The following is an 18,493-nucleotide window of genomic DNA, read 5'->3' as shown; positions in this document are numbered from 1 at the left end:
CCATTCTATTTGACGGCCCCGGCCATCAGGCCGCGGATGTAGAAGCGCTGCAGCGCCAGGAAGAGGATGAGGCACGGCACCATCATCACGGTGACGCCCGCCTGCACCGCGCCCCAGTCGATGGCGCCGAAGCGGCCCGACTGCAGTGCGGTCATCATCACCGGCAGCGTGAACTTGGATTGGTCGGTCATCAGCACGAGGGCGGCGAGGAATTCGTTCCAGGCGCCGAGGAAGGCAAACAGGGCGATGGTGACGACGCCCGGCCAGACCAGCGGCAGCATCACCTTCAAAAGCATGGTGAGATTGCTGGCACCGTCCATGCGGGCGGCCTCCTCGATTTCGCGCGGCACGGCGTCGAAGGCGTTGCGCATCATGAAGATCGAGAACGGCAGTTGCAGCGTCACATAGACGCCGACCAGGCCGGTCAGGGTGTTGTGCAGGCCAAGCTTGGTCAGCACCAGGAAGATCGGCGTCAGGATCGACTGGAACGGGATCATGATCGTCGACAGGATGAGGATGAAGAACAGGTCCTTGAACGGAAACCGGAACCGCGAAAAGCCGTAGCCGGCCAGCACGCTGACGGCGACCGACAGCACCACCGTCATCACCGAGACATAGATGCTGTTTTGCGCCGAGACCCACAGCCCGTCGCCGAAGCTGTTGAGCGTGGCATAGTTCTCCAGCGAGAACCCCGACGTCGGCCACGGCGGCAGCGGCGGCAGGCGTGCTTCGGCCGCCGGCTTGAACGCCGACAGCACCGCCCAAACAATCGGCGCGGCGAACAGCACCGAGGCGACGATGCCGGTAGAATGCTCTGCGACGCCGCTCAGGAGCCGGCGGCTACGGGAGGCGGCCTGCGCCATCAGTCGAGACCCTCCGGCTTGCGCAACAACCATAGCTGGACGAGGCTGAGCGCCACCAGGATGACCAGCAGCACCATGGAAAGTGCCGCGCCATAGCCGAGCTTGAACGACACGAAGGACTGGTTGAAGATCCAGTAGACCGCCGTCAGCGTATGGTTGCGCGGGCCGCCGCGCAGGATGATGTAGAACTGGTCGAAGGCGAGGATCGAGCCGGCGACCGACAGGATCAGCGCCAGCGCCAGCGTGCGGCGCATCAGCGGCAAGGTGATCGCCCTGAACCTGGCGAAAGGCCCGGCACCGTCGATGACGGCCGCCTCCTGCAGGTCCTGCGGGATCGATTGCAGGCCGGCCATCAGGATGATCATGGTGAAGCCGGCGACCTTCCAGACGACCATGGCGATGATCGACCAGAAGGCCGGCTGGAAGGTGGCCAGAAGGTTGAACTTCCTGTCGATCAGTCCGAGGTCGTAGGCAGCCGGGCTGAACAGGCCGGAATCGACATTCAGCAACCACGACCAGAGCAGGCTGGCCGAGGCGAAACCGACAACCGCCGGCATGAAGAACATGGTGCGGTAGAGATTGGTCAGCGGCCGCGGCCGTTCGACGAACAGCGCCAGCGGAAAGGCCACCACGAAGATCGCGATGGTGACGATCACCGTGTAGAAGGCGGTGAAGCGCAGCGCGTTCCAGAACCTGGTGTCGCGCAGGATGGCGACGTAATTGCCGAGGCCGATATAACTGTGCTCGCCCATCAGCGGCCAATTGTGCAGCGACATCCACGCCGTCATGCCGAGCGGGATCAGGAAAAAGACGACGACCAGCGCGACAGCCGGCGCGACATAGAGCAGGCCGATCCATTGTTGGCGGCTAGCGACCTTGCGGGCGCGGGGTGGGGCAGGGGTTGCTGCGGTGATGACGGTCATGGCTGTTCCCTTGGCGCTGCGTCCCCCTCCCCCTTGAGGGGAGGGTCCGGCCGTAGGCCGGGGGTGGGGTCCTCTGCGGAGCGCGCCGACATCAAGAAACGTCGAGCACTGCGGTGGCGACCCCACCCGGACCTGCGGTCCGACCTCCCCTCAAGGGGGAGGTGAGGTTGGGCTATTTCTGCGGCGCCTGGTCGATGATCGATTGCATCGTCTCTTGTGCGTTGGCTATGGCGCCGTCGACATCGTCGCCGAAGAAGACCTCGTTGATCATCTGCGTCCACGGCCCGTTGGCGGAGTTGATCAGGTCGTTGAACACCACCGAATAGGGTGTCTTGCCCTTGGTCATGGCCTCGGCGGCGACCTGGTAGCGCGGATCGAGATCCTTCAGCGCCTCCTTGGCGATGTCGCCGCGCACCGGCAGGCTGCCGTATTTGGCAAGGATGGTCTGGCCTTCAAGCGAATAGGCGAAGTCGAGGAACTCCTTCACCACGGGCAGTTTCGTGGTGCCCTTGGTGACGACGAAATTGTCGCCGCCGGCAAAGGACGACCAGCCGCTGTCCTTGCCCGGCAGGAAGGTGACGCCGTAGTCGATATCGGGATACTGGGTGTTGAGCGCGCCGATGGCGAAGGCGCCGGACGGCGAGATGCCGATATTGCCGGCGGCAAATGCCGCAAAGAAGTTCGCGCCGGTATCGGTCTGCGCGCCCGCCGGCACCAGGTCCTTCTTGACCATCGAGCGGTAGAGATCGATGGCGCCGCGCAGTTGCGGGCTGTCCAGCGTCGCCTTCGAGCCGTCTTCGCTCAGGATGTCGCCGCCCGACGCCCAGATCAGGGGTGTGAAGGTGAAGATGTTGCAGCCGCCGCAATTGCCGGAGAAGTAGAAGCCCTTGATGTTGCCGCCGAGCGCGTTGACCTTCTCGGCATCGGCCGCGATCTCGGCCCAGTTGGCTGGTCCTTTTTCGGGGTCGAGGCCGGCCTGCTTGAACAGCTTCTTGTTCCAGATCAGCACCGAGGCGTCGGCGGAGAAGGGCAGGCCATAGATGTGATCCTTGTAGGTGCCGGTCTTCACATGCGCCGGCGACAGGCTGGCAAAATAGGGCAGGGACTTTGCCCAGTCGGTAATGTCCTCCAATTGGCCGGCTGCGGCGAAGGAGGGCGTGTAGATCAAGTCGAGCGACAGCGCGTCGGGCGCCGTGCCGCCGGCGGCCGCGGCGCCGTATTTTGGGATGATCTCGGCATTGGGAATGATGTCGAGTTTGACCTGGTTGGTGTGCGCCTTGTTGTAGGCATCGACGATCCTCGGCATGAAATTCGAGCCGTCGGCGCGCACCCAGATGTTGGCCGTCTCGGCGGCGGCAGTGCCGAGACCGCCACCCAGAACGGCAGCGGCCAGGGTCAGTTTGGCAATCAGGTTCCTCATGTTCTCCTCCTCCAAGGTTGGCCGCGGTCCGCGGCTTGGCGCCGATTGCGCGGCGCTTCGTTTTCAGCCACCCGGCGGATGGCCGCATGACTGCCGCACCACCAGCCGGCACGGCAGTTTTCGAATGCCCGGCGCGGCGGGCTTGCCGCCGACCAGCGAAAGCAGGGTCAACCCGGCCTCGCGCCCGAGCGCGACAAGGTTCATGTCGACAGAGGTCAGCGGCGGGCGCGTCGCCTCGGCCACGATCTCCCAATTGTCGAAACCGATGACGCCGACATCACTGGGGACGTCGAGGCCGCGTTCGCGCAGCGCATCGATGACGCCGCGCGCGATCTGGTCGTTGCCGCAGAAGACCGCGTCCGGCCTTTCGCTTTTACCGTCGAACAGTTGCGCAACCGCCTGGTGACCCCAGGCTTCCGACCAGGAGCCGAGCAGCGGCTCGCTGACCGTCAGGCCGTTTTCGACGAGCACGTCGCGGTAAGCCTGGACGCGCGCGTGCACCACGGCAAAGCTCGCCGGCCCGGTGACGTGGGCGATGCGCTTGCGGCCCAGCCGGCAGAAATGCTCGACGGCCAGCCGGGCGCCGCCAACATCGTCCGAGACGAAGGCGACGGCGTCGGGATCTGGCTGCGTGAAGGCATAGATCACCGGGACGCGCAGATTGGAGAGGTCGACGGGCAGATGGCGATCGATGCGCTTGCCGGTGGCGATGATGCCATCAACGCGCTTGTCGAGCATGGCGTCGACATGCATCTGGCCCAGCCGCGGATCCTCCTCGACATTGCACAGGAACACCGAGACGCCATTGTCGACCAGCGCGTCCGAAATGCCCGACATCAGCGGCAGCGAGAAGCGGCCATAGGTATCGTTGGTGAGTAGGCCGACGGTGAAGCTGCGCCGCCGGAGCAGGCTTTGCGCCAGGCTGTTGGGCCGGAAGCCAAGCCGCCGGGCGGTCTCGCGAATGCGCTCGCGCGTCTCGGCTGTCATCCGGCCCTGGCCATTGAGTGCCTTGGATGCGGTGGCGACACTGACTCCGGCCTGGGCGGCCACGTCACGCAAGGTGACTGGCTTGGAAAAGACCGGAACAGGCAGATCGTCCGATGGCATCGCGCCGAGATCCTTGGTTGGGAAAAGGTTTTCTCTTACCGAGCCGGATGAGGCCCGGCTGGTGGCCGAGCCCAACGACAATTGCTTGGGAAAACCTTTTCTCAGATGAAGCTAAGCCAGATCGAATCGCTGTTCAAGGGGAAAGTTGGTTGGCCTCCGCTCCTCTCCTCCGAAATGCAACCCGGGGTATAAAGCAGCCTCGGAAGCGCGTAGCTCAGGGGAAGAACGTCAGTCGCAGTGCTGGACGCCCTCGGTCGAGACGGGGCGGGCTGCCGCTTGGGCGTGAGGGATCGCAACTCTGTGCCGGAAGCTAGGCCCGGCAAGGTTGGCTGGCGAACACTCTGAAACTCGATCCCGAAAATTCTGAACAATCCCCTCGGGATTAACCTTTCCGTAAATATTTGGCCGCTACTTCGACAGCCATGGCCTCGTGGCGGAGCGGCTACGCTGGAGACGGCAAATCTCTGAAGCCTCGGTTCGATCCCGAGGCGAGGCCTCCAGAATTTGGCGTCCCAATCTGCCCCGAGCGCAGTCAGGTCCCACGAATAGATTGTGTGTTGCGAAGGCAGTACGGACCGGCCGTCAAAGCAGTCCTGTCTTGAATTTGGCATGCAGGCGCTCGCGAAAAGAGTGCTATGGAAGGGAGGCGAGCGTTGTTGCTTCGCTTTTTCCTTACATTCGAGGCCTTTCGTGCGTGAACCGTCGCTGCTGCCCGTTTTTGGAAAACTTGGCCTCAAGACCCCTGTCGCCTTGGCGGCGGCACCAATCTCGCCGGCAGGTGTGCCGCACCTGCGGAAGCTTCTGGCTGCGCATGGCGGCATGGTGCTGAAACTGTCGGTCGTCGCCTGGACGGTGCTGATCCTGGGCGCCGTGTTTTTCAGGATGCAAGGCTGACCGGCATGGCCAACCGCTACACGGTGCGCATGGAGCTTCCCCAGAGTTGGAGCATCATCGATGTCTTCACCGGCCAGCCTGCGGTTGTCCGGCAAAAGGTGATGGTCGGGATGGGGCCGCGCGAGGCCGAGGACATGGTCGTGCAGATGAATGTCCGCGACGTCAAACGCCGCGAAAGGGCCGAGCGCAAGACCTGATCGCGGTCAGCGCCAACTCGCCGGCATTTCAGCCGAAATCGGCCGCCGTCAGCACATACATGCTCTTGCGGGTGCGGTCGTAGGCCTTCGACGCCACCTCGCGGATGGCGCTGCTCTCGGTGTCGAATGTCTGGAGATAACCGGCTTCATCGGCAGCAGTGCCCGGCCGCATCTTGGCCATGGCGTCGGCAGCGACGGAAAATGAGATCTGGAACATGCCGTCATGGCCGACGAAACGAATGCGCTGGCCCGCTTCGTCATAGCTGCGGCTGGGGTTGGGGAAGGTGAGGCTCATGTCTTGGCCTCCGTGGCTTTCTTGGTCGCCCGCTTCTTCTTCGGCGTAGGATTGAGGGCCTCGGCGACACGATCGGCCTCTTCCTTGGCCAGCCGAAGCTCCCTCAGCCTTGCCGTCTTGATCTCCCTGGCTCTTGCCTCGGACATATATTCGGCGGTCGCCTTGTTTTTCTCCGCTGTCTTCTTCTGCTTGTCGACAAAGCGGGCTTCAGCTTTTTCCATGATCGTCTGATTGCCTTCGGCCATCGAAGAAATCTCCCTTGTGCCTGAAATCGTGAAAGTGAACTTGTCCGATAAATAGGCACTCGATCGGCAAAATTCAATCTTTTGAATTATTTGACATTCTGCGGATATCACGAAACGGCCAGCTGAAATAATACTTTTGAATATTTAATTTGGCCCGCGAATAATTTTTGGCACTCCTATCTATCGAGTGCCAACGCGTCTATAGAGGAGGGGCGTGGCCGCCTGTGCCGGCCCCAGAAAGAAAGTTCCCATGAAATTTCGGCCACTCCACGACCGCGTCGTCATTCGTCGCGCCGAAGGCGATATCAAATCCAAGGGCGGGATCATCATCCCCGACACTGCCAAGGAAAAGCCGCAGGAGGGCGAAGTCATCGCCGTCGGCCCTGGCGCACGCGACGAAAACGGCACGCTTGTTCCGCTCGACGTCAAGGCCGGCGACTTCATCCTGTTCGGCAAATGGTCGGGCACCGAGGTCAAGATCGACGGCGAGGACCTTCTGATCATGAAGGAAGCCGACATCATGGGCGTTATCGACAAGAGCGAGACGGCCGCAACCGACAAGACCGTGGCCGCCAAGAAAGCTGCCTGACCTCATTTTCTCCGAACGAACTGGATAAAAATCATGTCTGCCAAGGAAATCAAATTCTCCACCGACGCGCGCGACCGCATGCTGCGCGGCGTCGAGATCCTCACCAATGCGGTGAAGGTCACGCTCGGCCCCAAGGGCCGCAACGTCATCATCGACAAGGCCTATGGCGCGCCGCGCATCACCAAGGACGGCGTCACCGTCGCCAAGGAAATCGAGCTTGCCGACAAGTTCGAGAACATGGGCGCCCAGATGGTGCGCGAAGTGGCCTCGAAGACCAACGACCTCGCCGGTGACGGCACCACCACCGCCACGGTGCTGGCCGCCTCGATCCTGCGCGAAGGCGCCAAGCTGGTCGCCGCCGGCATGAACCCCATGGATTTGAAGCGCGGCATCGACCAGGCGGTTTCCGCCGTGGTCAAGGAAATCCAGGCGCGCGCCAAGAAGGTCAAGTCGTCGGCCGAGATCGCACAGGTCGGCACCATCGCCGCCAATGGCGATGCCAGCGTCGGCGAGATGATCGCCAAAGCGATGGACAAGGTCGGCAATGACGGCGTCATCACCGTCGAGGAAGCCAAGACCGCCGAGACCGAACTCGACGTCGTCGAAGGCATGCAGTTCGACCGCGGCTATCTCTCGCCCTATTTCGTCACCAATGCCGACAAGATGCGCGTCGAGCTGGAAGAGCCCTACATCCTCATCCACGAGAAGAAGCTCGGCAATCTGCAGGCGATGCTGCCGATCCTCGAAGCGGTGGTGCAGAGCGGCAGGCCGCTGCTGATCATCTCCGAGGACGTCGAGGGCGAGGCTCTGGCGACGCTGGTCGTCAACAAGCTGCGCGGCGGCCTCAAGGTCGCGGCCGTCAAGGCGCCGGGCTTCGGCGATCGCCGCAAGGCAATGCTGGAAGACATCGCCGTGCTGACATCAGGCCAGATGATCTCGGAAGACCTCGGCATCAAGCTCGAAAACGTCACCATCGAGATGCTCGGCCGCGCCAAGCGTGTGCTGATCGAGAAGGACACCACCACGATCATCGACGGGGCCGGCACCAAGGCGACCATCCAGGCGCGCGTCGCCCAGATCAAGGGCCAGATCGAGGAGACGACCTCCGACTACGACAAGGAAAAGCTGCAGGAGCGGCTGGCCAAGCTCTCCGGCGGCGTTGCCGTCATCCGCGTCGGCGGCGTCACCGAGTCGGAAGTCAAGGAAAAGAAGGACCGCATCGACGATGCGCTGAACGCCACCCGCGCGGCGGTTGAAGAAGGCATCGTGCCCGGCGGCGGCGTGGCTCTGCTGCGTGCCCGCTCGGTGCTTGGCGGCCTGACCGGCGCCAATGCCGATGTCACGGCCGGCATTACGATCGTGCTGCGGGCGCTTGAAGCGCCGATCCGCCAGATCGCCGAGAATTCCGGCGTCGAGGGCTCCATCGTCGTCGGCAAGCTCACCGACAGCAAGGACCACAATCAGGGTTTTGACGCCCAGAACGAGGTCTATGTTGACATGATCAAGGCAGGCATCGTCGATCCGGCGAAAGTGGTGCGTACCGCACTGCAGGATGCCGGTTCGATCGCAGCCCTCCTGATCACCGCCGAAGCGATGATCACCGACATCCCGGCCAAGGATGCCGCGCCTGCGGGTGGCGGCGGTGGCGGCATGGGCGGCTACTAAAACCCAGGACTTGTTCGACCTGTTTGAGATGTGAATGGCGGCCCCCGATCGGGGCCGTCATGATTCTCAAGATGATCCATCGCAAAGTTTACGCATAGCTGCCTTGCCGACCGGCTCAGCGCCGGGAGGCAATCCTTATCTTGCGGCTTTCGGAGGGGACGCAATCCACGCTAGACTGTCCAGGCGGCCGTCTGGTTGCGGAGCTCGCCGGACTTTGGCAAGCGATCGGACGAACCGCCACCCCCTATACGGAGACACGTTCATGTTTGCGGCCAAGGCCATCGACACCTCAGACAAGGCCGCGTTCTACCGCGACCTCGCCACTCAGCTTAAGGCGCTGCTCGACGGCGAGCGCGATTCGATCGCCAACGCCGCCAACACCGCAGCACTCATCTTCCAGATGGTGCCGGACCTCAACTGGGCCGGGTTCTATTTCCTGCAATCGGACGAGGAAATGGTGCTCGGGCCGTTCCAGGGCAAGCCGGCCTGCGTGCGCATCGCCGTCGGCAAGGGCGTGTGCGGAACGGCGGTCGAACTCGGCACCTCGATGCTGATCAAGGACGTGCATGATTTTCCCGGCCACATCGCCTGCGATGCGGACTCGCGCTCGGAACTGGTGGTGCTGCTCGAGGACGATGAAGGCGTCTTCGGCGTGCTCGATCTCGACAGCCCGCTGCCCGGCCGCTTCGACAAGGCCGACCAGGCCGGCATCGAGACGCTGGCGGCGATCTATGCCGCGTCGAGTTCGTTCGAGGACTGAGGCCCGGTTTAGACTAGGTGAATTTCACCAGCATCAGGCTGAAGCAGCCGATGAACAGGAAGGCCGAGAAGGCGAGCGCCAGCGGGCGCAGGCCGCGCGAGCGCAGCTGCGAGATGTCGGCCTGCAGGCCCATGGCGGCCAGCCCCATGGTCAGCATGATGGTGGTGGCGAGCGCCATTGCCGACTTCACCTCGGCTGGCACCGTGACGAGGCTGTTCAGCGCCGCGATGGCGACAAAGGCGGCGACGAACCACGGCATGGGCGGCCGCGCCGCTACCTCACTGCTGCTCCTGCGGCGCGCCATCAGGCCGAGCGCGACGACCATCGGCGCCAGCATGGCGACGCGGGTCAGCTTGGCGACGGTAGCGATCTCGCCGGACTGGGTGCCGTTCTGGAAGCCAGCGCCGATGACTTGCGCCACTTCATGGATCGAGGCGCCGGCCCACAGGCCGAAAGCGTGCTGGTCGAGGCCGAGCAGGGGCGCCATGAGCGGGAAGCCGAGCATGGCGACGGTGCCGAACAAGGTGATCGAGGCGACGGCGTAGGTTACGTCCTCGTCGCGCGCATCGGTGACGATGTTGGTGGCGACGATGGCCGAGGCGCCGCAGATCGAGGTGCCGGCGGCGATCAGCTGCGCCAGCTTGGCGTCGACGCCGATCAGCCGACCGAGCGTGGTGGTGAAAACGAAGGTGGCGCCAAGCGTGGCGGCGACAATGCCGACGCCGCCGGCGCCGATCGAGACGACTTGGCCGAGCGTCAGCTGGAAGCCGAGCAGAACGATGGCGAAGCGCAGCAGGCGCTTTTGCGAGAATGCGATCCCGGCTTTGGCGTGCACCGGTGTGCCCAGCACGTTGGAGTAGATCATGCCGGCAACGACGGCGAGGATCATCGGGCTGAACAAAGCGAAGCCGGAGACGTTGCGGGCCGAGAAGGCGACCGCAGTGATCATCGTGACCAAGACGATGCCGGGGATGATGCCGTTCCAATTGAGGGATTTTCGCCCTTGGGTCAGATCGGCAGGAAACGCGCTTTTCGGAATATCGTTCGCGAAGTGGGAAACGGAAGACAATGCAATGCTCCAGGGGGGGTACCTGGGGAGAATGTCATTCCTCAACCGATCTTTCCAACGAATTATTTTCGTTAGAACGATCGATTTCTACGAACGATTGTCATGGAGCAACATGCATTGGCTCCCCTTGGGGCCGTCCAGCGAGCACCTTCAGAGAATCGTCCGGCTAGAGCAATTCTTGCCACTGCCGTGCGCCATGGATAACGCGCACGATCTCCGCGCCGTCCTCGATCTGGCGATAGAGGACCAGGTAATTTCCTGCGGGGAAGGTGCGCAAGCCCGCTCGCACTTCCGGTCGAGCAACACCCATTCCCGGCATCTCGGCGATTCGCTGGCATTGAGCATGGATTTCATCATACCACCGCAATGCTATCCTCGGCGATATAGAGCGCGATGGCCTCAATGTCCGCTTCGGCTTCGGGCCGTAAGCGCAGCGTCATCGCAACTCGCGCTCGGCGATCCTCGCATCGAGCTTGCTTTTGATCCGGGCGAAGGCTTCGCGTCCGTCGACAGCGTTGCCGCTTGCGATGCCTTCGTCCCAAAGCCGGCCCAACTCGTCGACAGCCTGTTCGCGTTGAGTGCGGCGAAACTTCCACTCGCGCAACGCCTCACGCATGACTTCGCTTGCCGAGGCGTATTCGCCCGCCGCGACGACCTCGCGCATCATGGTTGCCATTTCAGGGGTGAGGGCAACGCTGACCTTCTCGACATTCGACATCCGCATAGTCTCCTACGCATGCAAGGTAGGCAAGTTACCACCAGCTGCAAGGGCGATGGACAGCTCGCATGCTTGACGATGCTTCCAACCGGAGGATGCGGTGCCGCACGCAGCCGTCAAAGCTGCGCTTCGATGGCCGCCTTGTCGATCACCGACCAAACGTTCCTGATCCTGTCGTCGAGGAATTCATAGAAGACGTTCTCGCTGAAGGAGATCTTGCGGCCGTTGATGGGCAGGCCGAAGAAGGTTCCCTTCGGCGTGCAGTTGAACTGGAGCCGGCTGGCTATGAACGGCGGTTCGGCGATCAGCAGCTGGATGTCGAAATAGAGGTCCGGGATTTCCCGAAAATCGCGCTCCAGCATTTCTTGATATCCCGACAGCCCGACGCGGTCGCCATTGTAGTGCACCTCGTCATGAACGAAGCGATTCAGCTTCTGCCAGTCCTGATTGTTGAGGCAGGCGATGTAGCCTCGATAAAGGTCGGTCACGGTCACGGCGATAGCTCCGGATTTCGTCAGATCTGCTCGATCCGGAAGATAGAACGACGGCGGGCACAGTCCAGATGGAGAGCCTGTTCCCGAATCGGGATGGGGCTCTATCTGCTCGTTTTGAGCATGATCTTTTTCGGAAACCCGGTTTCCTGTTCTAGCCTCGGTAGCGTAGCGCGTCGACCAGCAGCGAGAAGGCCGGCGTCGCTTGCCGGCGGCTGGGGTAATAGAGGTGGTAGCCGGGGAAAGGCGCGCACCAGTCGGCGAGCACCCGCACCAGCCGGCCGTCGGCCAGATGGGCCGTTACCTGTTCCTCCGGCAGATAGGCAAGGCCGAGGCCGGCGAGCACCGCGTTCATGCGCAGCGCGGCCGTATTGAACACCAACTGGCCTTCGACCCGCACCTTCAGCTCGCGCCCGGCCTTCTCGAACTCCCAGGCGTAGAGCCCGCCATAGGTGGGCAGCCGCAGATTGATGCAATTGTGGGTGGTCAGGTCCTGTGGCGTGCGCGGTTTCGGCCATTTGGCGAAATAGGCCGGCGATCCGACCACCGCCATGCGCATGTCGGGGCCGATGCGCACCGCGATCATGTCGCGCGCCACCTGTTCGCCCAGCCGCACGCCGGCGTCGAAGCGCTCGGCAACGATGTCGGTCAGGCTGTAGTCGACGATGATCTCGACTTTGATGTCAGGATAGTCGGGCAGGAATTTCGCCAGGGCAGGCCACAGGATCGCATCGGCGGCATGCTCACCGGCGGTGATGCGGATGGTGCCGGCGGGTTTTTCGCGCAAGGCGCTGAGTGCCGCGATCTCGGCTTCGATCTCATCGAGCCGCGGCCCCACGGTGCGAGCCAGCCGCTCGCCGGCCTCGGTGGGCGACACGCTGCGCGTGGTGCGGGTCAGGAGCCGCACGCCCAGCCGCTCCTCCAGCGCCCGCACCGTATGGCTGAGCGCCGATTGGGAAACCCCGAGCTTGGCCGCCGCCCTGGTGAAGCTTTCCTCGCGCGCGACGGCGAGGAATGCGGTTAGCTCATTCAGATTGTCTCGCGGCATTCATGAGCCCCTTTCATAAGATCATGCTGGATATAGCACCTAATCGGCACCAATCGCAGACCCTAGATAGGCGTCATCACACCGGGCGCCTCTACCGGCAGCCTCTGAAGACCGGCGGTCGTGTCACGCCTGTTGCCAGGAAGGGACAAAACCATGGACATCACGCGAAACGGCTCTCAAGCCTCGGCCAGGGGATCGGCCGATTATTTCACCGGCGCGGTGCGCATCGACGCGCCGTTCAAGGGCAGCGAGCCCGCCCGCGTCGGCGGCGCCACCGTGACTTTCGAGCCCGGTGCGCGCACCGCCTGGCACACGCATCCGCTTGGCCAGACGCTGATCGTCCTATCGGGCGCAGGCCTGGTGCAGCGCGAGGGCGGCTCAATCGAACCGATCCTTCCTGGCGACATCGTCTGGTTCGCGCCTGGAGAGAAGCATTGGCATGGCGCCGCGCCGACCACGGCGATGAGCCACATCGCTATCGCCGAAGCGCTCGATGGCAAGGTCGTCGACTGGTTGGAGCATGTCAGCGACGAACAATACGGGATTTGACAGGTATCGGCGCGTGGCGCCGAGTTCAACGCCCGAACTCTACGAAGGAGACCACCATGACCGATGTTCCAAGGCTGAAAAGCCCATTCTCCGATATCGCTCCCGCGCTTGGCAGATACACCGACGAGGTGCTGTTCGGCGACGTTTGGGAACGCCCCGGCCTGTCGCCGCGCGACCGCAGCCTCGTCACCGTCACCAGCCTGATTTCGGGCTACCGGATCAATGAAATGCCTTTCCACATGAAGCGTGCGCTCGACAATGGCGTCACCCGCGACGAACTCATCGAAACCATTACGCATCTCGCCTTCTACGCCGGATGGCCCGTTGCAAGCACTGCGATCGGCATTGCCCGCAAGGTCTTCGAACAAGCCGACGCCGAGAAGAAGGGATAACGACAATGCAGAAGCGCACACTTGGAAACAGCGGTCTCGAAGTTTCGGCCATCGGACTGGGCTGCATGGGAATGAGCCAGTCGTACGGACAGCCGATGGAGACGGCGGATGCGGTCCACCTGATCAGGGCGGCGTTCGAACGTGGCATCACCTTCTTCGACACCGCGGAGGTCTATGGACCGTTCACGAACGAGGAGGTCGTCGGCGAGGCGCTGCAGCCGATCCGCGACCAGGTGGTGATCGCCACCAAGTTCGGCATCGACATCGCCGGGACAGCCGGACACGATGGCATGGACAGCCGGCCGCAGCATATTCGTGACGTCGTCGAGGCCTCGCTCAGACGGCTCAGGACCGACCGCATCGACCTCCTCTACCAGCACCGCGTCGATCCGGTCGTGCCGATCGAAGAGGTGGCGGGCGCTGTGAAGGACTTGATCAGCCAAGGCAAGGTGAAGCATTTCGGTCTCTCCGAGGCGGGCGTGCGCACGATCCGGCGTGCGCATGCGGTACAGCCGGTCGCCGCGGTCCAGAGCGAATATTCGCTCTGGTGGCGTGAACCGGAAGAGGCGATCCTGCCGGTGCTTGAAGAACTGGGGATCGGCTTCGTGCCCTTCAGCCCGCTGGGCAAGGGGTTCCTCACCGGCGCCATCGATGCCAGCACGACGTTCGACAGCAGCGACTTCCGCAACACCGTGCCGCGTTTTGCGGAAAACGCCCGCAAGGCGAACCAGGCGCTGGTCGACGCGATCGGCGTGATCGCAGTCCAGAAGAAGGCGACCTCAGCACAGGTCGCTCTCGCCTGGCTGCTGGCGCAGAAGACGTGGATCGTTCCGATCCCCGGCACCACCAAGCTCAATCGCCTCGAAGAGAACATCGCGTCGGCCACCATCGCGCTGACGGCGAACGATCTTGCCGACATCGAGAACGCGGTCTCGGCGATTGCCGTACAGGGAGCGCGCTATTCTCCGCAACAGGAAGCAAGGATCGATCGCTAGAGCCATGCGCAGGAGAGCCATATGCGTCAACCGGTCTCAAGACGAGGTGCACTGATGACCATGCTTGCACTGCCTCTGGGCGCCGGATTGAGTCCCGGATCGAGCCGGCCCGCCAGTGCGTCGAGCGCGCGGCGAACGGGCGGCGCCAAAGTGCTGGTGGCCTACTACACCCGCACCGGCAACACGCGGGTTATCGCGCGCCAGATCAGCAGGACTCTGCGAGCGGATATTTTCGAGATCGCGACCGTCGATCCCTACCCGGAAGACTACAAGCAGCAGGTTGCGGTGGCGGAGCAGCAGCGGGAGTCCGGTTTCGAACCGGCGCTGGCCGCCACGGTGCCTGATATCGGAACCTACGAGACGGTGTTCCTCGGATTTCCGATCTGGGGCATGACCGCGCCTTCGGTGATCCGCTCCTTCCTGTCGAAACACGATCTGTCCGGCAAGACCTTGGTGCCGTTCATCACCCATGGCGGCTACGGAACAGGGCAGAGCCTGAAAGTCCTCGCAGATCATGCACCAGGGGCTCGGCTCATCGAGGGTTTTTCCAAGCAGTGCGACCAGGAACGCCAGACGCTTGAAGAGGTCACCGGCTGGCTCGGTCGGGTCGAATTGCCCGGCTGAGCCGCCAACGCGACCGCCCAGGCTGCCGGGGGCAGCGAAGCCAAAGATCAGAAGGAAAAGAATCATGGCCGAGAACATCAGGGACAAAGTCGTCGTCATCACTGGCGCCAGCAGCGGGCTGGGCGAAGCCGCCGCACGGCTTCTGGCCAGGGAGGGCGCGAAACTGGTGCTGGGCGCACGCCGCCTCGACCGGTTGCAGGCGCTGGCCGGCGCGCTTTCACTTGGCGAGGGCGCCATCCTTCAGACCGACGTCACCGATGTCGGCCAGGTCCGGCGTCTGGTCGACCATGCGGTCAAGACGCACGGCCGCGTCGACGTCGTCATCAACAATGCCGGCCTGATGCCGCACTCGCCACTGGAGCGCGGCAAGGTCGAGGACTGGGACCGGATGATCGACGTCAATATCAAGGGCGTGCTCTATGGCATTGCCGCCGCGCTGCCGCACATGAAGACGCAGAAAAGCGGCCACATCATCAACGTCTCGTCGGTCGCCGGCCACAAGGTCGGGCCGGGCGGAGCGGTCTATGCCGCGACCAAGCACGCGGTGCGCATCATCTCGGAAGGTCTGCGCCAGGAAGTGAAACCCTACAACGTCCGCACCACCATCATCTCGCCCGGTGCCGTGGCGACCGAGCTGCCGGACAGCGTCACCGAGGCCGATGTCGCCGAAGGCGTGCGCGCGCTCTACGATCGGGTGGCTATCCCCGCCGATTCCTTCGCCAGGACGGTGGTGTTCGCCATGAGCCAGCCTGACGAGGTTGACATCAACGAAATCCTGTTCAGGCCGACGGCGCAGGAATACTGAAGCCGTTGTAGGTGTCTTGACGCGCCGCGCTTCCTGTTCCAGCTTGGCGCCATGTTCGTCCTCGCGCCCACCAAGCGACGCCGCCCCTGCACAGTGCGGAGCGGCAGACGATTGCGCGACGACAAAGACCGGCAGGATAGACCCGGTTCGTTCGTTTCCAGCCCCGCCCGCGACACCGCCGGCGGGGTTTTTCATATCTGGAGCACTTTGATGACCAACAATTCTTCCATCCGGCTTCGGCCGGCCGTGCCTGCTGACGCCGCCGCGATCCGGGATATCGTTCGTGCCGCCTATGCCAAATGGGTGCCGGTGATCGGCCGCGAGCCGCTGCCTATGCGCGCCGACTATGACAAGGCCGTTGCCGAGCATCCGTTCGATCTCGCCGTGGAGGATGATCGGATCGTCGGGCTGATCGAAACCGTGCTGGCCGAGGATCACCTGTGGATCGAGAATGTCTGCGTCGCACCGCAGGCGCAGGGCAGGGGGATCGGCCGGCTGCTGCTGGAGCTGGCCGAGCGCAAGGCGATCGAAGCAGGACGTGCCGAGCTTCGCCTGCTGACCAATGGCGCCTTCGAGGCGAATGTGTCGCTCTACAAGAGGCAGGGCTATGTCATCGATAGGGAAGAGCCGTTCATGAACGGTATGACGGTCCACATGAGCAAGAAGCTGGCGGGATCACCGGCGATCTGAGGGAGGGGTTCGACAATGGCCATCTGCGTCAGGCTCAAACAACTCTCAGGGTTTTACGCGGTTGCCCGGCTGGCGGCGGGCGAGACCATCCCCGGTTGGGCGGACGGGCCAGGCTTCGTCAGCATCACAAGGACTGACGACGAGCTTTCGATCGTTTGCCTGCAGGATCGTGTGCCGGATAGTGTCAGGCAGGACGGTGACTGGGTGGCCTTCAAGCTTCAGGGGCCGTTTGCCTTCGACGAAACCGGTATCGTGCTCTCGGTCATCAGGCCGTTGTCGGAAAACGGGTTGGGCATCTTCCTGGTGTCCACTTTCGATGGCGACCATCTGTTGGTGAAAGCGACGGATCAGGCCGCGGCGAGGCGGTTTCTGGTCGAGGCCGGGCATATCCTGCTGTAGTCCATCGTCACCAAGCCGGTTGCTGGCCCAACCGCTCTGGCTCAATCACTGCCGCACTGGCTCAACCACTTCGGGGGTTGCGTTTGACAGCGGCGTTTGTGCATCGTTATCTCCAGCCAGATATGACGGCCCGGCGCGACGATGCGGCCAAGGAGAAAACCATGTCACACAATCTGCAGTTCTATATCGATGGCGCGTGGGTCGATCCTGTTGTGCCCAACGCTTTCGATGTCATCGATCCCTCGAATGAGGACGCCTTTGCGCAGATTTCGCTCGGCTCCAAGGCCGATGTCGACAAAGCGGTGGCTGCCGCCAAGCGCGCCTTCAACAGGTTTGGTTTCACCGAGGTTGGCGAGCGGCTCGACCTGTTGAACCGCATCATCGCGGTCTACAAGAAGCGCAGTGGCGATCTTGCCGTCGCTGTGTCACGCGAGATGGGCGCGCCGCGCCAGATGGCGTTGGACAGTCAGGTCGGCATCGGTCTTGCGCATCTGCAGAAGATGGCCGACGTGCTGAAGAGTTTCGAATTCCGCCACGTCAAGGGCAACCATCTCGTGGTCAAGGAGCCGATCGGCGTCGTCGGGCTGATCACGCCGTGGAACTGGCCGCTCAACCAGATCACCTGCAAGGTCGGCCCGGCGCTTGCTGCCGGCTGCACCATGGTGCTGAAGCCCTCCGAGATCGCGCCGCTCGACGCCATCATCTTCGCCGAAATCCTCGACGAGGCCGGCGTGCCGAAGGGCGTCTTCAACCTCGTCAATGGCGACGGACCGGGCGTCGGCCAGGCGCTGTCCAGCCATCCTGACATCGACATGATGTCGTTCACCGGTTCAACCCGTGCCGGCATCCTGGTGGCCAAGGCCGCCGCCGACACGGTCAAGCGCGTGCATCAGGAGCTTGGCGGCAAGTCGGCCAACATCCTGTTCGGGGATGTCGACCTCGCAAGCGCCGTCAGCAAGGGCGTCGCCGGCTGCTTCAGCAACAGCGGCCAGTCCTGCAACGCGCCGACGCGCATGTTCGTGCCGCGCGACCGCCATGACGAGGCAGCCGGCTATGCCAAGGCCGCGGCGGAAAAGTTCACCGTCGGCCCCGCCGACGCCGCCGGCACCAAGCTTGGCCCGGTCGTCAGCCAGATCCAGTTCGACAAGATCCAGGACCTGATCCAGGCCGGCATCGATGAAGGTGCGACGCTGGTCGCCGGCGGCCCCGGCCGTCCGGCCGAACTCAACCGCGGCTATTACGTCAGGCCGACGGTGTTCGCCGACGTCACCCACGACATGCGCATCGCGCGCGAGGAGATCTTTGGGCCGGTGCTGGCGATCATGCCCTACGACAGCGTCGACGAGGTGGTCGAGACTGCCAACGACACCGTCTATGGTCTCGCCTCCTACATCCAGGCCAAGGACATGAAGAAGGCGCGCGAAGTCGCGGCGCGCATGCGAACCGGCAATGTCTACATCAACTATCCCCAGTGGGACGCCGGCCTGCCGTTCGGCGGCTACAAGCAGTCCGGCAATGGCCGCGAATATGCCGAATACGGGCTCGAGGATTTCCTCGAGATCAAGGGCATCGCGGGGTATGAGGCGGCGGAGTAAAATTGGTCAGGGCGCGCCACGATATGAGGCGCGCTGTCCGTCCGGTATCGCCGAGGTCAGCGCCGCCCCTCATTGCCCTGGCCGTGTCCAGCCGATAGATGGGTAACAGTTTGAACCGGATAGATAGGTAACAGTTTTCCCCCTTATGATGGGTTCGCGG

The 18,493-nt window shown here is 63.1% G+C and carries 24 protein-coding genes and 1 tRNA gene; 14 read left to right on the top strand and 11 right to left on the bottom strand.

The genetic code is table 11. The annotated features are described in order from the left end of the window. Positions 1–5: 5 nt before the first annotated feature. The 4 genes from AC0L24_RS20410 to AC0L24_RS20395 all read right to left on the bottom strand — a co-directional run bounded on the left by AC0L24_RS20410 (position 6) and on the right by AC0L24_RS20395 (position 4,313). Positions 6–863 carry a carbohydrate ABC transporter permease gene (locus AC0L24_RS20410; RefSeq protein ID WP_473564109.1) on the bottom strand — a complete coding sequence of 286 codons (858 nt, stop codon included), beginning with the start codon at positions 861–863 and terminating at the stop codon, positions 6–8. Next, positions 863–1,786: a carbohydrate ABC transporter permease gene (locus AC0L24_RS20405; RefSeq protein ID WP_292662346.1), complete on the bottom strand. Its 924-nt coding sequence runs from the start codon at positions 1,784–1,786 to the stop codon at positions 863–865. Before AC0L24_RS20405 ends, AC0L24_RS20410 begins: the two co-directional genes overlap by 1 nt. A gap of 172 nt (positions 1,787–1,958) precedes the next feature. Continuing rightward, positions 1,959–3,206 (bottom strand): ABC transporter substrate-binding protein, encoded by a 1,248-nt coding sequence (locus AC0L24_RS20400; RefSeq protein WP_127326526.1) that lies wholly within the window; start codon positions 3,204–3,206, stop codon positions 1,959–1,961. A gap of 63 nt (positions 3,207–3,269) precedes the next feature. Beyond that, complete coding sequence (locus tag AC0L24_RS20395) at positions 3,270–4,313, bottom strand: LacI family DNA-binding transcriptional regulator (RefSeq protein ID WP_127272522.1); 1,044 nt, start codon at positions 4,311–4,313, stop codon at positions 3,270–3,272. A gap of 424 nt (positions 4,314–4,737) precedes the next feature. Between AC0L24_RS20395 and AC0L24_RS20390 the strand changes: the two genes are divergently transcribed. The 3 genes from AC0L24_RS20390 to AC0L24_RS20380 all read left to right on the top strand — a co-directional run bounded on the left by AC0L24_RS20390 (position 4,738) and on the right by AC0L24_RS20380 (position 5,404). Beyond that, positions 4,738–4,813, top strand: a tRNA-Cys gene (locus tag AC0L24_RS20390). A gap of 190 nt (positions 4,814–5,003) precedes the next feature. Continuing rightward, a complete protein-coding gene (locus tag AC0L24_RS20385) occupies positions 5,004–5,207 on the top strand; it encodes a hypothetical protein (protein ID WP_127399473.1) in 204 nt (67 codons plus the stop codon). A gap of 5 nt (positions 5,208–5,212) precedes the next feature. Beyond that, positions 5,213–5,404: a hypothetical protein gene (locus tag AC0L24_RS20380; protein ID WP_127269694.1), complete on the top strand. Its 192-nt coding sequence runs from the start codon at positions 5,213–5,215 to the stop codon at positions 5,402–5,404. A gap of 28 nt (positions 5,405–5,432) precedes the next feature. Here AC0L24_RS20380 and AC0L24_RS20375 read toward each other — a convergent pair whose 3' ends face one another. Together AC0L24_RS20375 and AC0L24_RS20370 are read right to left on the bottom strand one after the other, a co-directional pair. After that, entirely contained in the window at positions 5,433–5,699 is a 267-nt protein-coding gene (locus AC0L24_RS20375) for a DUF1488 family protein (RefSeq protein WP_127269692.1), read from the bottom strand. After that, the gene (locus AC0L24_RS20370; protein ID WP_127269690.1) at positions 5,696–5,944 is read right to left on the bottom strand and encodes a hypothetical protein; all 249 of its coding nucleotides are present in this window, start codon (positions 5,942–5,944) and stop codon (positions 5,696–5,698) included. Before AC0L24_RS20370 ends, AC0L24_RS20375 begins: the two co-directional genes overlap by 4 nt. Before the next feature lie 250 nt (positions 5,945–6,194). Between AC0L24_RS20370 and AC0L24_RS20365 the strand changes: the two genes are divergently transcribed. The 3 genes from AC0L24_RS20365 (at position 6,195) to AC0L24_RS20355 (ending at position 8,958) form a co-directional block, all read left to right on the top strand. Next, positions 6,195–6,533, top strand: coding sequence for a co-chaperone GroES (locus AC0L24_RS20365; protein ID WP_127269688.1), 339 nt, complete (start codon positions 6,195–6,197; stop codon positions 6,531–6,533). A 33-nt stretch (positions 6,534–6,566) separates the two neighbouring features. Beyond that, positions 6,567–8,198, top strand: coding sequence for a chaperonin GroEL (gene groL / locus AC0L24_RS20360; protein WP_127255944.1), 1,632 nt, complete (start codon positions 6,567–6,569; stop codon positions 8,196–8,198). Positions 8,199–8,460: 262 nt separating this feature from the next. Next, positions 8,461–8,958, top strand: a complete 498-nt coding sequence (locus tag AC0L24_RS20355) for a GAF domain-containing protein (RefSeq protein ID WP_127271638.1) — start codon at positions 8,461–8,463, stop codon at positions 8,956–8,958. Between the two features lie 13 nt (positions 8,959–8,971). On the opposite strand, the gene AC0L24_RS20350 is transcribed toward AC0L24_RS20355, so the two are convergent. The 5 genes from AC0L24_RS20350 to AC0L24_RS20330 all read right to left on the bottom strand — a co-directional run bounded on the left by AC0L24_RS20350 (position 8,972) and on the right by AC0L24_RS20330 (position 12,284). After that, positions 8,972–10,027 carry a YeiH family protein gene (locus AC0L24_RS20350; RefSeq protein WP_292696151.1) on the bottom strand — a complete coding sequence of 352 codons (1,056 nt, stop codon included), beginning with the start codon at positions 10,025–10,027 and terminating at the stop codon, positions 8,972–8,974. A 166-nt stretch (positions 10,028–10,193) separates the two neighbouring features. Continuing rightward, positions 10,194–10,346, bottom strand: coding sequence for a type II toxin-antitoxin system RelE/ParE family toxin (locus AC0L24_RS20345; protein ID WP_245491313.1), 153 nt, complete (start codon positions 10,344–10,346; stop codon positions 10,194–10,196). Positions 10,347–10,463: 117 nt separating this feature from the next. Continuing rightward, positions 10,464–10,745 carry a type II toxin-antitoxin system ParD family antitoxin gene (locus AC0L24_RS20340; protein WP_292335374.1) on the bottom strand — a complete coding sequence of 94 codons (282 nt, stop codon included), beginning with the start codon at positions 10,743–10,745 and terminating at the stop codon, positions 10,464–10,466. A gap of 116 nt (positions 10,746–10,861) precedes the next feature. Next, the gene (locus tag AC0L24_RS20335; RefSeq protein ID WP_292696155.1) at positions 10,862–11,239 is read right to left on the bottom strand and encodes an ester cyclase; all 378 of its coding nucleotides are present in this window, start codon (positions 11,237–11,239) and stop codon (positions 10,862–10,864) included. A 151-nt stretch (positions 11,240–11,390) separates the two neighbouring features. Beyond that, positions 11,391–12,284, bottom strand: coding sequence for a LysR family transcriptional regulator (locus AC0L24_RS20330; protein WP_292135332.1), 894 nt, complete (start codon positions 12,282–12,284; stop codon positions 11,391–11,393). A 153-nt stretch (positions 12,285–12,437) separates the two neighbouring features. Between AC0L24_RS20330 and AC0L24_RS20325 the strand changes: the two genes are divergently transcribed. From AC0L24_RS20325 to AC0L24_RS20290, 8 genes are all read left to right on the top strand, one after another. After that, on the top strand, positions 12,438–12,833 hold the full coding sequence (locus AC0L24_RS20325) for a (R)-mandelonitrile lyase (RefSeq protein ID WP_473564108.1): 396 nt from the start codon (positions 12,438–12,440) through the stop codon (positions 12,831–12,833). A gap of 56 nt (positions 12,834–12,889) precedes the next feature. Continuing rightward, entirely contained in the window at positions 12,890–13,225 is a 336-nt protein-coding gene (locus AC0L24_RS20320) for a carboxymuconolactone decarboxylase family protein (RefSeq protein ID WP_127294898.1), read from the top strand. A gap of 5 nt (positions 13,226–13,230) precedes the next feature. Then, entirely contained in the window at positions 13,231–14,220 is a 990-nt protein-coding gene (locus AC0L24_RS20315; protein WP_473564107.1) for an aldo/keto reductase, read from the top strand. 54 nt (positions 14,221–14,274) lie between these two features. After that, complete coding sequence (locus tag AC0L24_RS20310) at positions 14,275–14,844, top strand: flavodoxin (protein WP_210214711.1); 570 nt, start codon at positions 14,275–14,277, stop codon at positions 14,842–14,844. Positions 14,845–14,908: 64 nt separating this feature from the next. Next, positions 14,909–15,649: an SDR family oxidoreductase gene (locus AC0L24_RS20305; protein ID WP_473564106.1), complete on the top strand. Its 741-nt coding sequence runs from the start codon at positions 14,909–14,911 to the stop codon at positions 15,647–15,649. Positions 15,650–15,859: 210 nt separating this feature from the next. Further along, positions 15,860–16,339 carry a GNAT family N-acetyltransferase gene (locus tag AC0L24_RS20300; protein WP_127809735.1) on the top strand — a complete coding sequence of 160 codons (480 nt, stop codon included), beginning with the start codon at positions 15,860–15,862 and terminating at the stop codon, positions 16,337–16,339. Between the two features lie 15 nt (positions 16,340–16,354). Next, positions 16,355–16,738, top strand: coding sequence for an ACT domain-containing protein (locus tag AC0L24_RS20295; protein ID WP_292335382.1), 384 nt, complete (start codon positions 16,355–16,357; stop codon positions 16,736–16,738). A gap of 161 nt (positions 16,739–16,899) precedes the next feature. Next, positions 16,900–18,333: an aldehyde dehydrogenase family protein gene (locus AC0L24_RS20290; protein WP_473564105.1), complete on the top strand. Its 1,434-nt coding sequence runs from the start codon at positions 16,900–16,902 to the stop codon at positions 18,331–18,333. The last annotated feature ends 160 nt before the right edge of the window (positions 18,334–18,493 follow it).

Source organism: Mesorhizobium sp. WSM4809 (genome assembly GCF_055811655.1).
Note: the sequence above shows the minus strand (reverse complement) of the source record. Positions and strands in the feature narration are given on the sequence as shown.

What these genes read in the sequence shown, in the direction of transcription:
- AC0L24_RS20315 (WP_473564107.1), top strand. Translation starts at nt 13,231, where the DNA reads ATGCAGAAGCGCACACTTGGAAACAGCGGTCTCGAAGTTTCGGCCATC.
- AC0L24_RS20300 (WP_127809735.1), top strand. Translation starts at nt 15,860, where the DNA reads ATGACCAACAATTCTTCCATCCGGCTTCGGCCGGCCGTGCCTGCTGAC.
- AC0L24_RS20400 (WP_127326526.1), bottom strand. Translation starts at nt 3,206, where the DNA reads ATGAGGAACCTGATTGCCAAACTGACCCTGGCCGCTGCCGTTCTGGGT.
- AC0L24_RS20330 (WP_292135332.1), bottom strand. Translation starts at nt 12,284, where the DNA reads ATGCCGCGAGACAATCTGAATGAGCTAACCGCATTCCTCGCCGTCGCG.
- AC0L24_RS20325 (WP_473564108.1), top strand. Translation starts at nt 12,438, where the DNA reads ATGGACATCACGCGAAACGGCTCTCAAGCCTCGGCCAGGGGATCGGCC.
- AC0L24_RS20395 (WP_127272522.1), bottom strand. Translation starts at nt 4,313, where the DNA reads ATGCCATCGGACGATCTGCCTGTTCCGGTCTTTTCCAAGCCAGTCACC.
- AC0L24_RS20310 (WP_210214711.1), top strand. Translation starts at nt 14,275, where the DNA reads ATGACCATGCTTGCACTGCCTCTGGGCGCCGGATTGAGTCCCGGATCG.
- AC0L24_RS20305 (WP_473564106.1), top strand. Translation starts at nt 14,909, where the DNA reads ATGGCCGAGAACATCAGGGACAAAGTCGTCGTCATCACTGGCGCCAGC.
- groL (WP_127255944.1), top strand. Translation starts at nt 6,567, where the DNA reads ATGTCTGCCAAGGAAATCAAATTCTCCACCGACGCGCGCGACCGCATG.
- AC0L24_RS20380 (WP_127269694.1), top strand. Translation starts at nt 5,213, where the DNA reads ATGGCCAACCGCTACACGGTGCGCATGGAGCTTCCCCAGAGTTGGAGC.
- AC0L24_RS20295 (WP_292335382.1), top strand. Translation starts at nt 16,355, where the DNA reads ATGGCCATCTGCGTCAGGCTCAAACAACTCTCAGGGTTTTACGCGGTT.
- AC0L24_RS20320 (WP_127294898.1), top strand. Translation starts at nt 12,890, where the DNA reads ATGACCGATGTTCCAAGGCTGAAAAGCCCATTCTCCGATATCGCTCCC.
- AC0L24_RS20365 (WP_127269688.1), top strand. Translation starts at nt 6,195, where the DNA reads ATGAAATTTCGGCCACTCCACGACCGCGTCGTCATTCGTCGCGCCGAA.
- AC0L24_RS20290 (WP_473564105.1), top strand. Translation starts at nt 16,900, where the DNA reads ATGTCACACAATCTGCAGTTCTATATCGATGGCGCGTGGGTCGATCCT.
- AC0L24_RS20410 (WP_473564109.1), bottom strand. Translation starts at nt 863, where the DNA reads ATGGCGCAGGCCGCCTCCCGTAGCCGCCGGCTCCTGAGCGGCGTCGCA.
- AC0L24_RS20375 (WP_127269692.1), bottom strand. Translation starts at nt 5,699, where the DNA reads ATGAGCCTCACCTTCCCCAACCCCAGCCGCAGCTATGACGAAGCGGGC.
- AC0L24_RS20340 (WP_292335374.1), bottom strand. Translation starts at nt 10,745, where the DNA reads ATGTCGAATGTCGAGAAGGTCAGCGTTGCCCTCACCCCTGAAATGGCA.
- AC0L24_RS20345 (WP_245491313.1), bottom strand. Translation starts at nt 10,346, where the DNA reads ATGCCGGGAATGGGTGTTGCTCGACCGGAAGTGCGAGCGGGCTTGCGC.
- AC0L24_RS20405 (WP_292662346.1), bottom strand. Translation starts at nt 1,786, where the DNA reads ATGACCGTCATCACCGCAGCAACCCCTGCCCCACCCCGCGCCCGCAAG.
- AC0L24_RS20355 (WP_127271638.1), top strand. Translation starts at nt 8,461, where the DNA reads ATGTTTGCGGCCAAGGCCATCGACACCTCAGACAAGGCCGCGTTCTAC.
- AC0L24_RS20370 (WP_127269690.1), bottom strand. Translation starts at nt 5,944, where the DNA reads ATGGCCGAAGGCAATCAGACGATCATGGAAAAAGCTGAAGCCCGCTTT.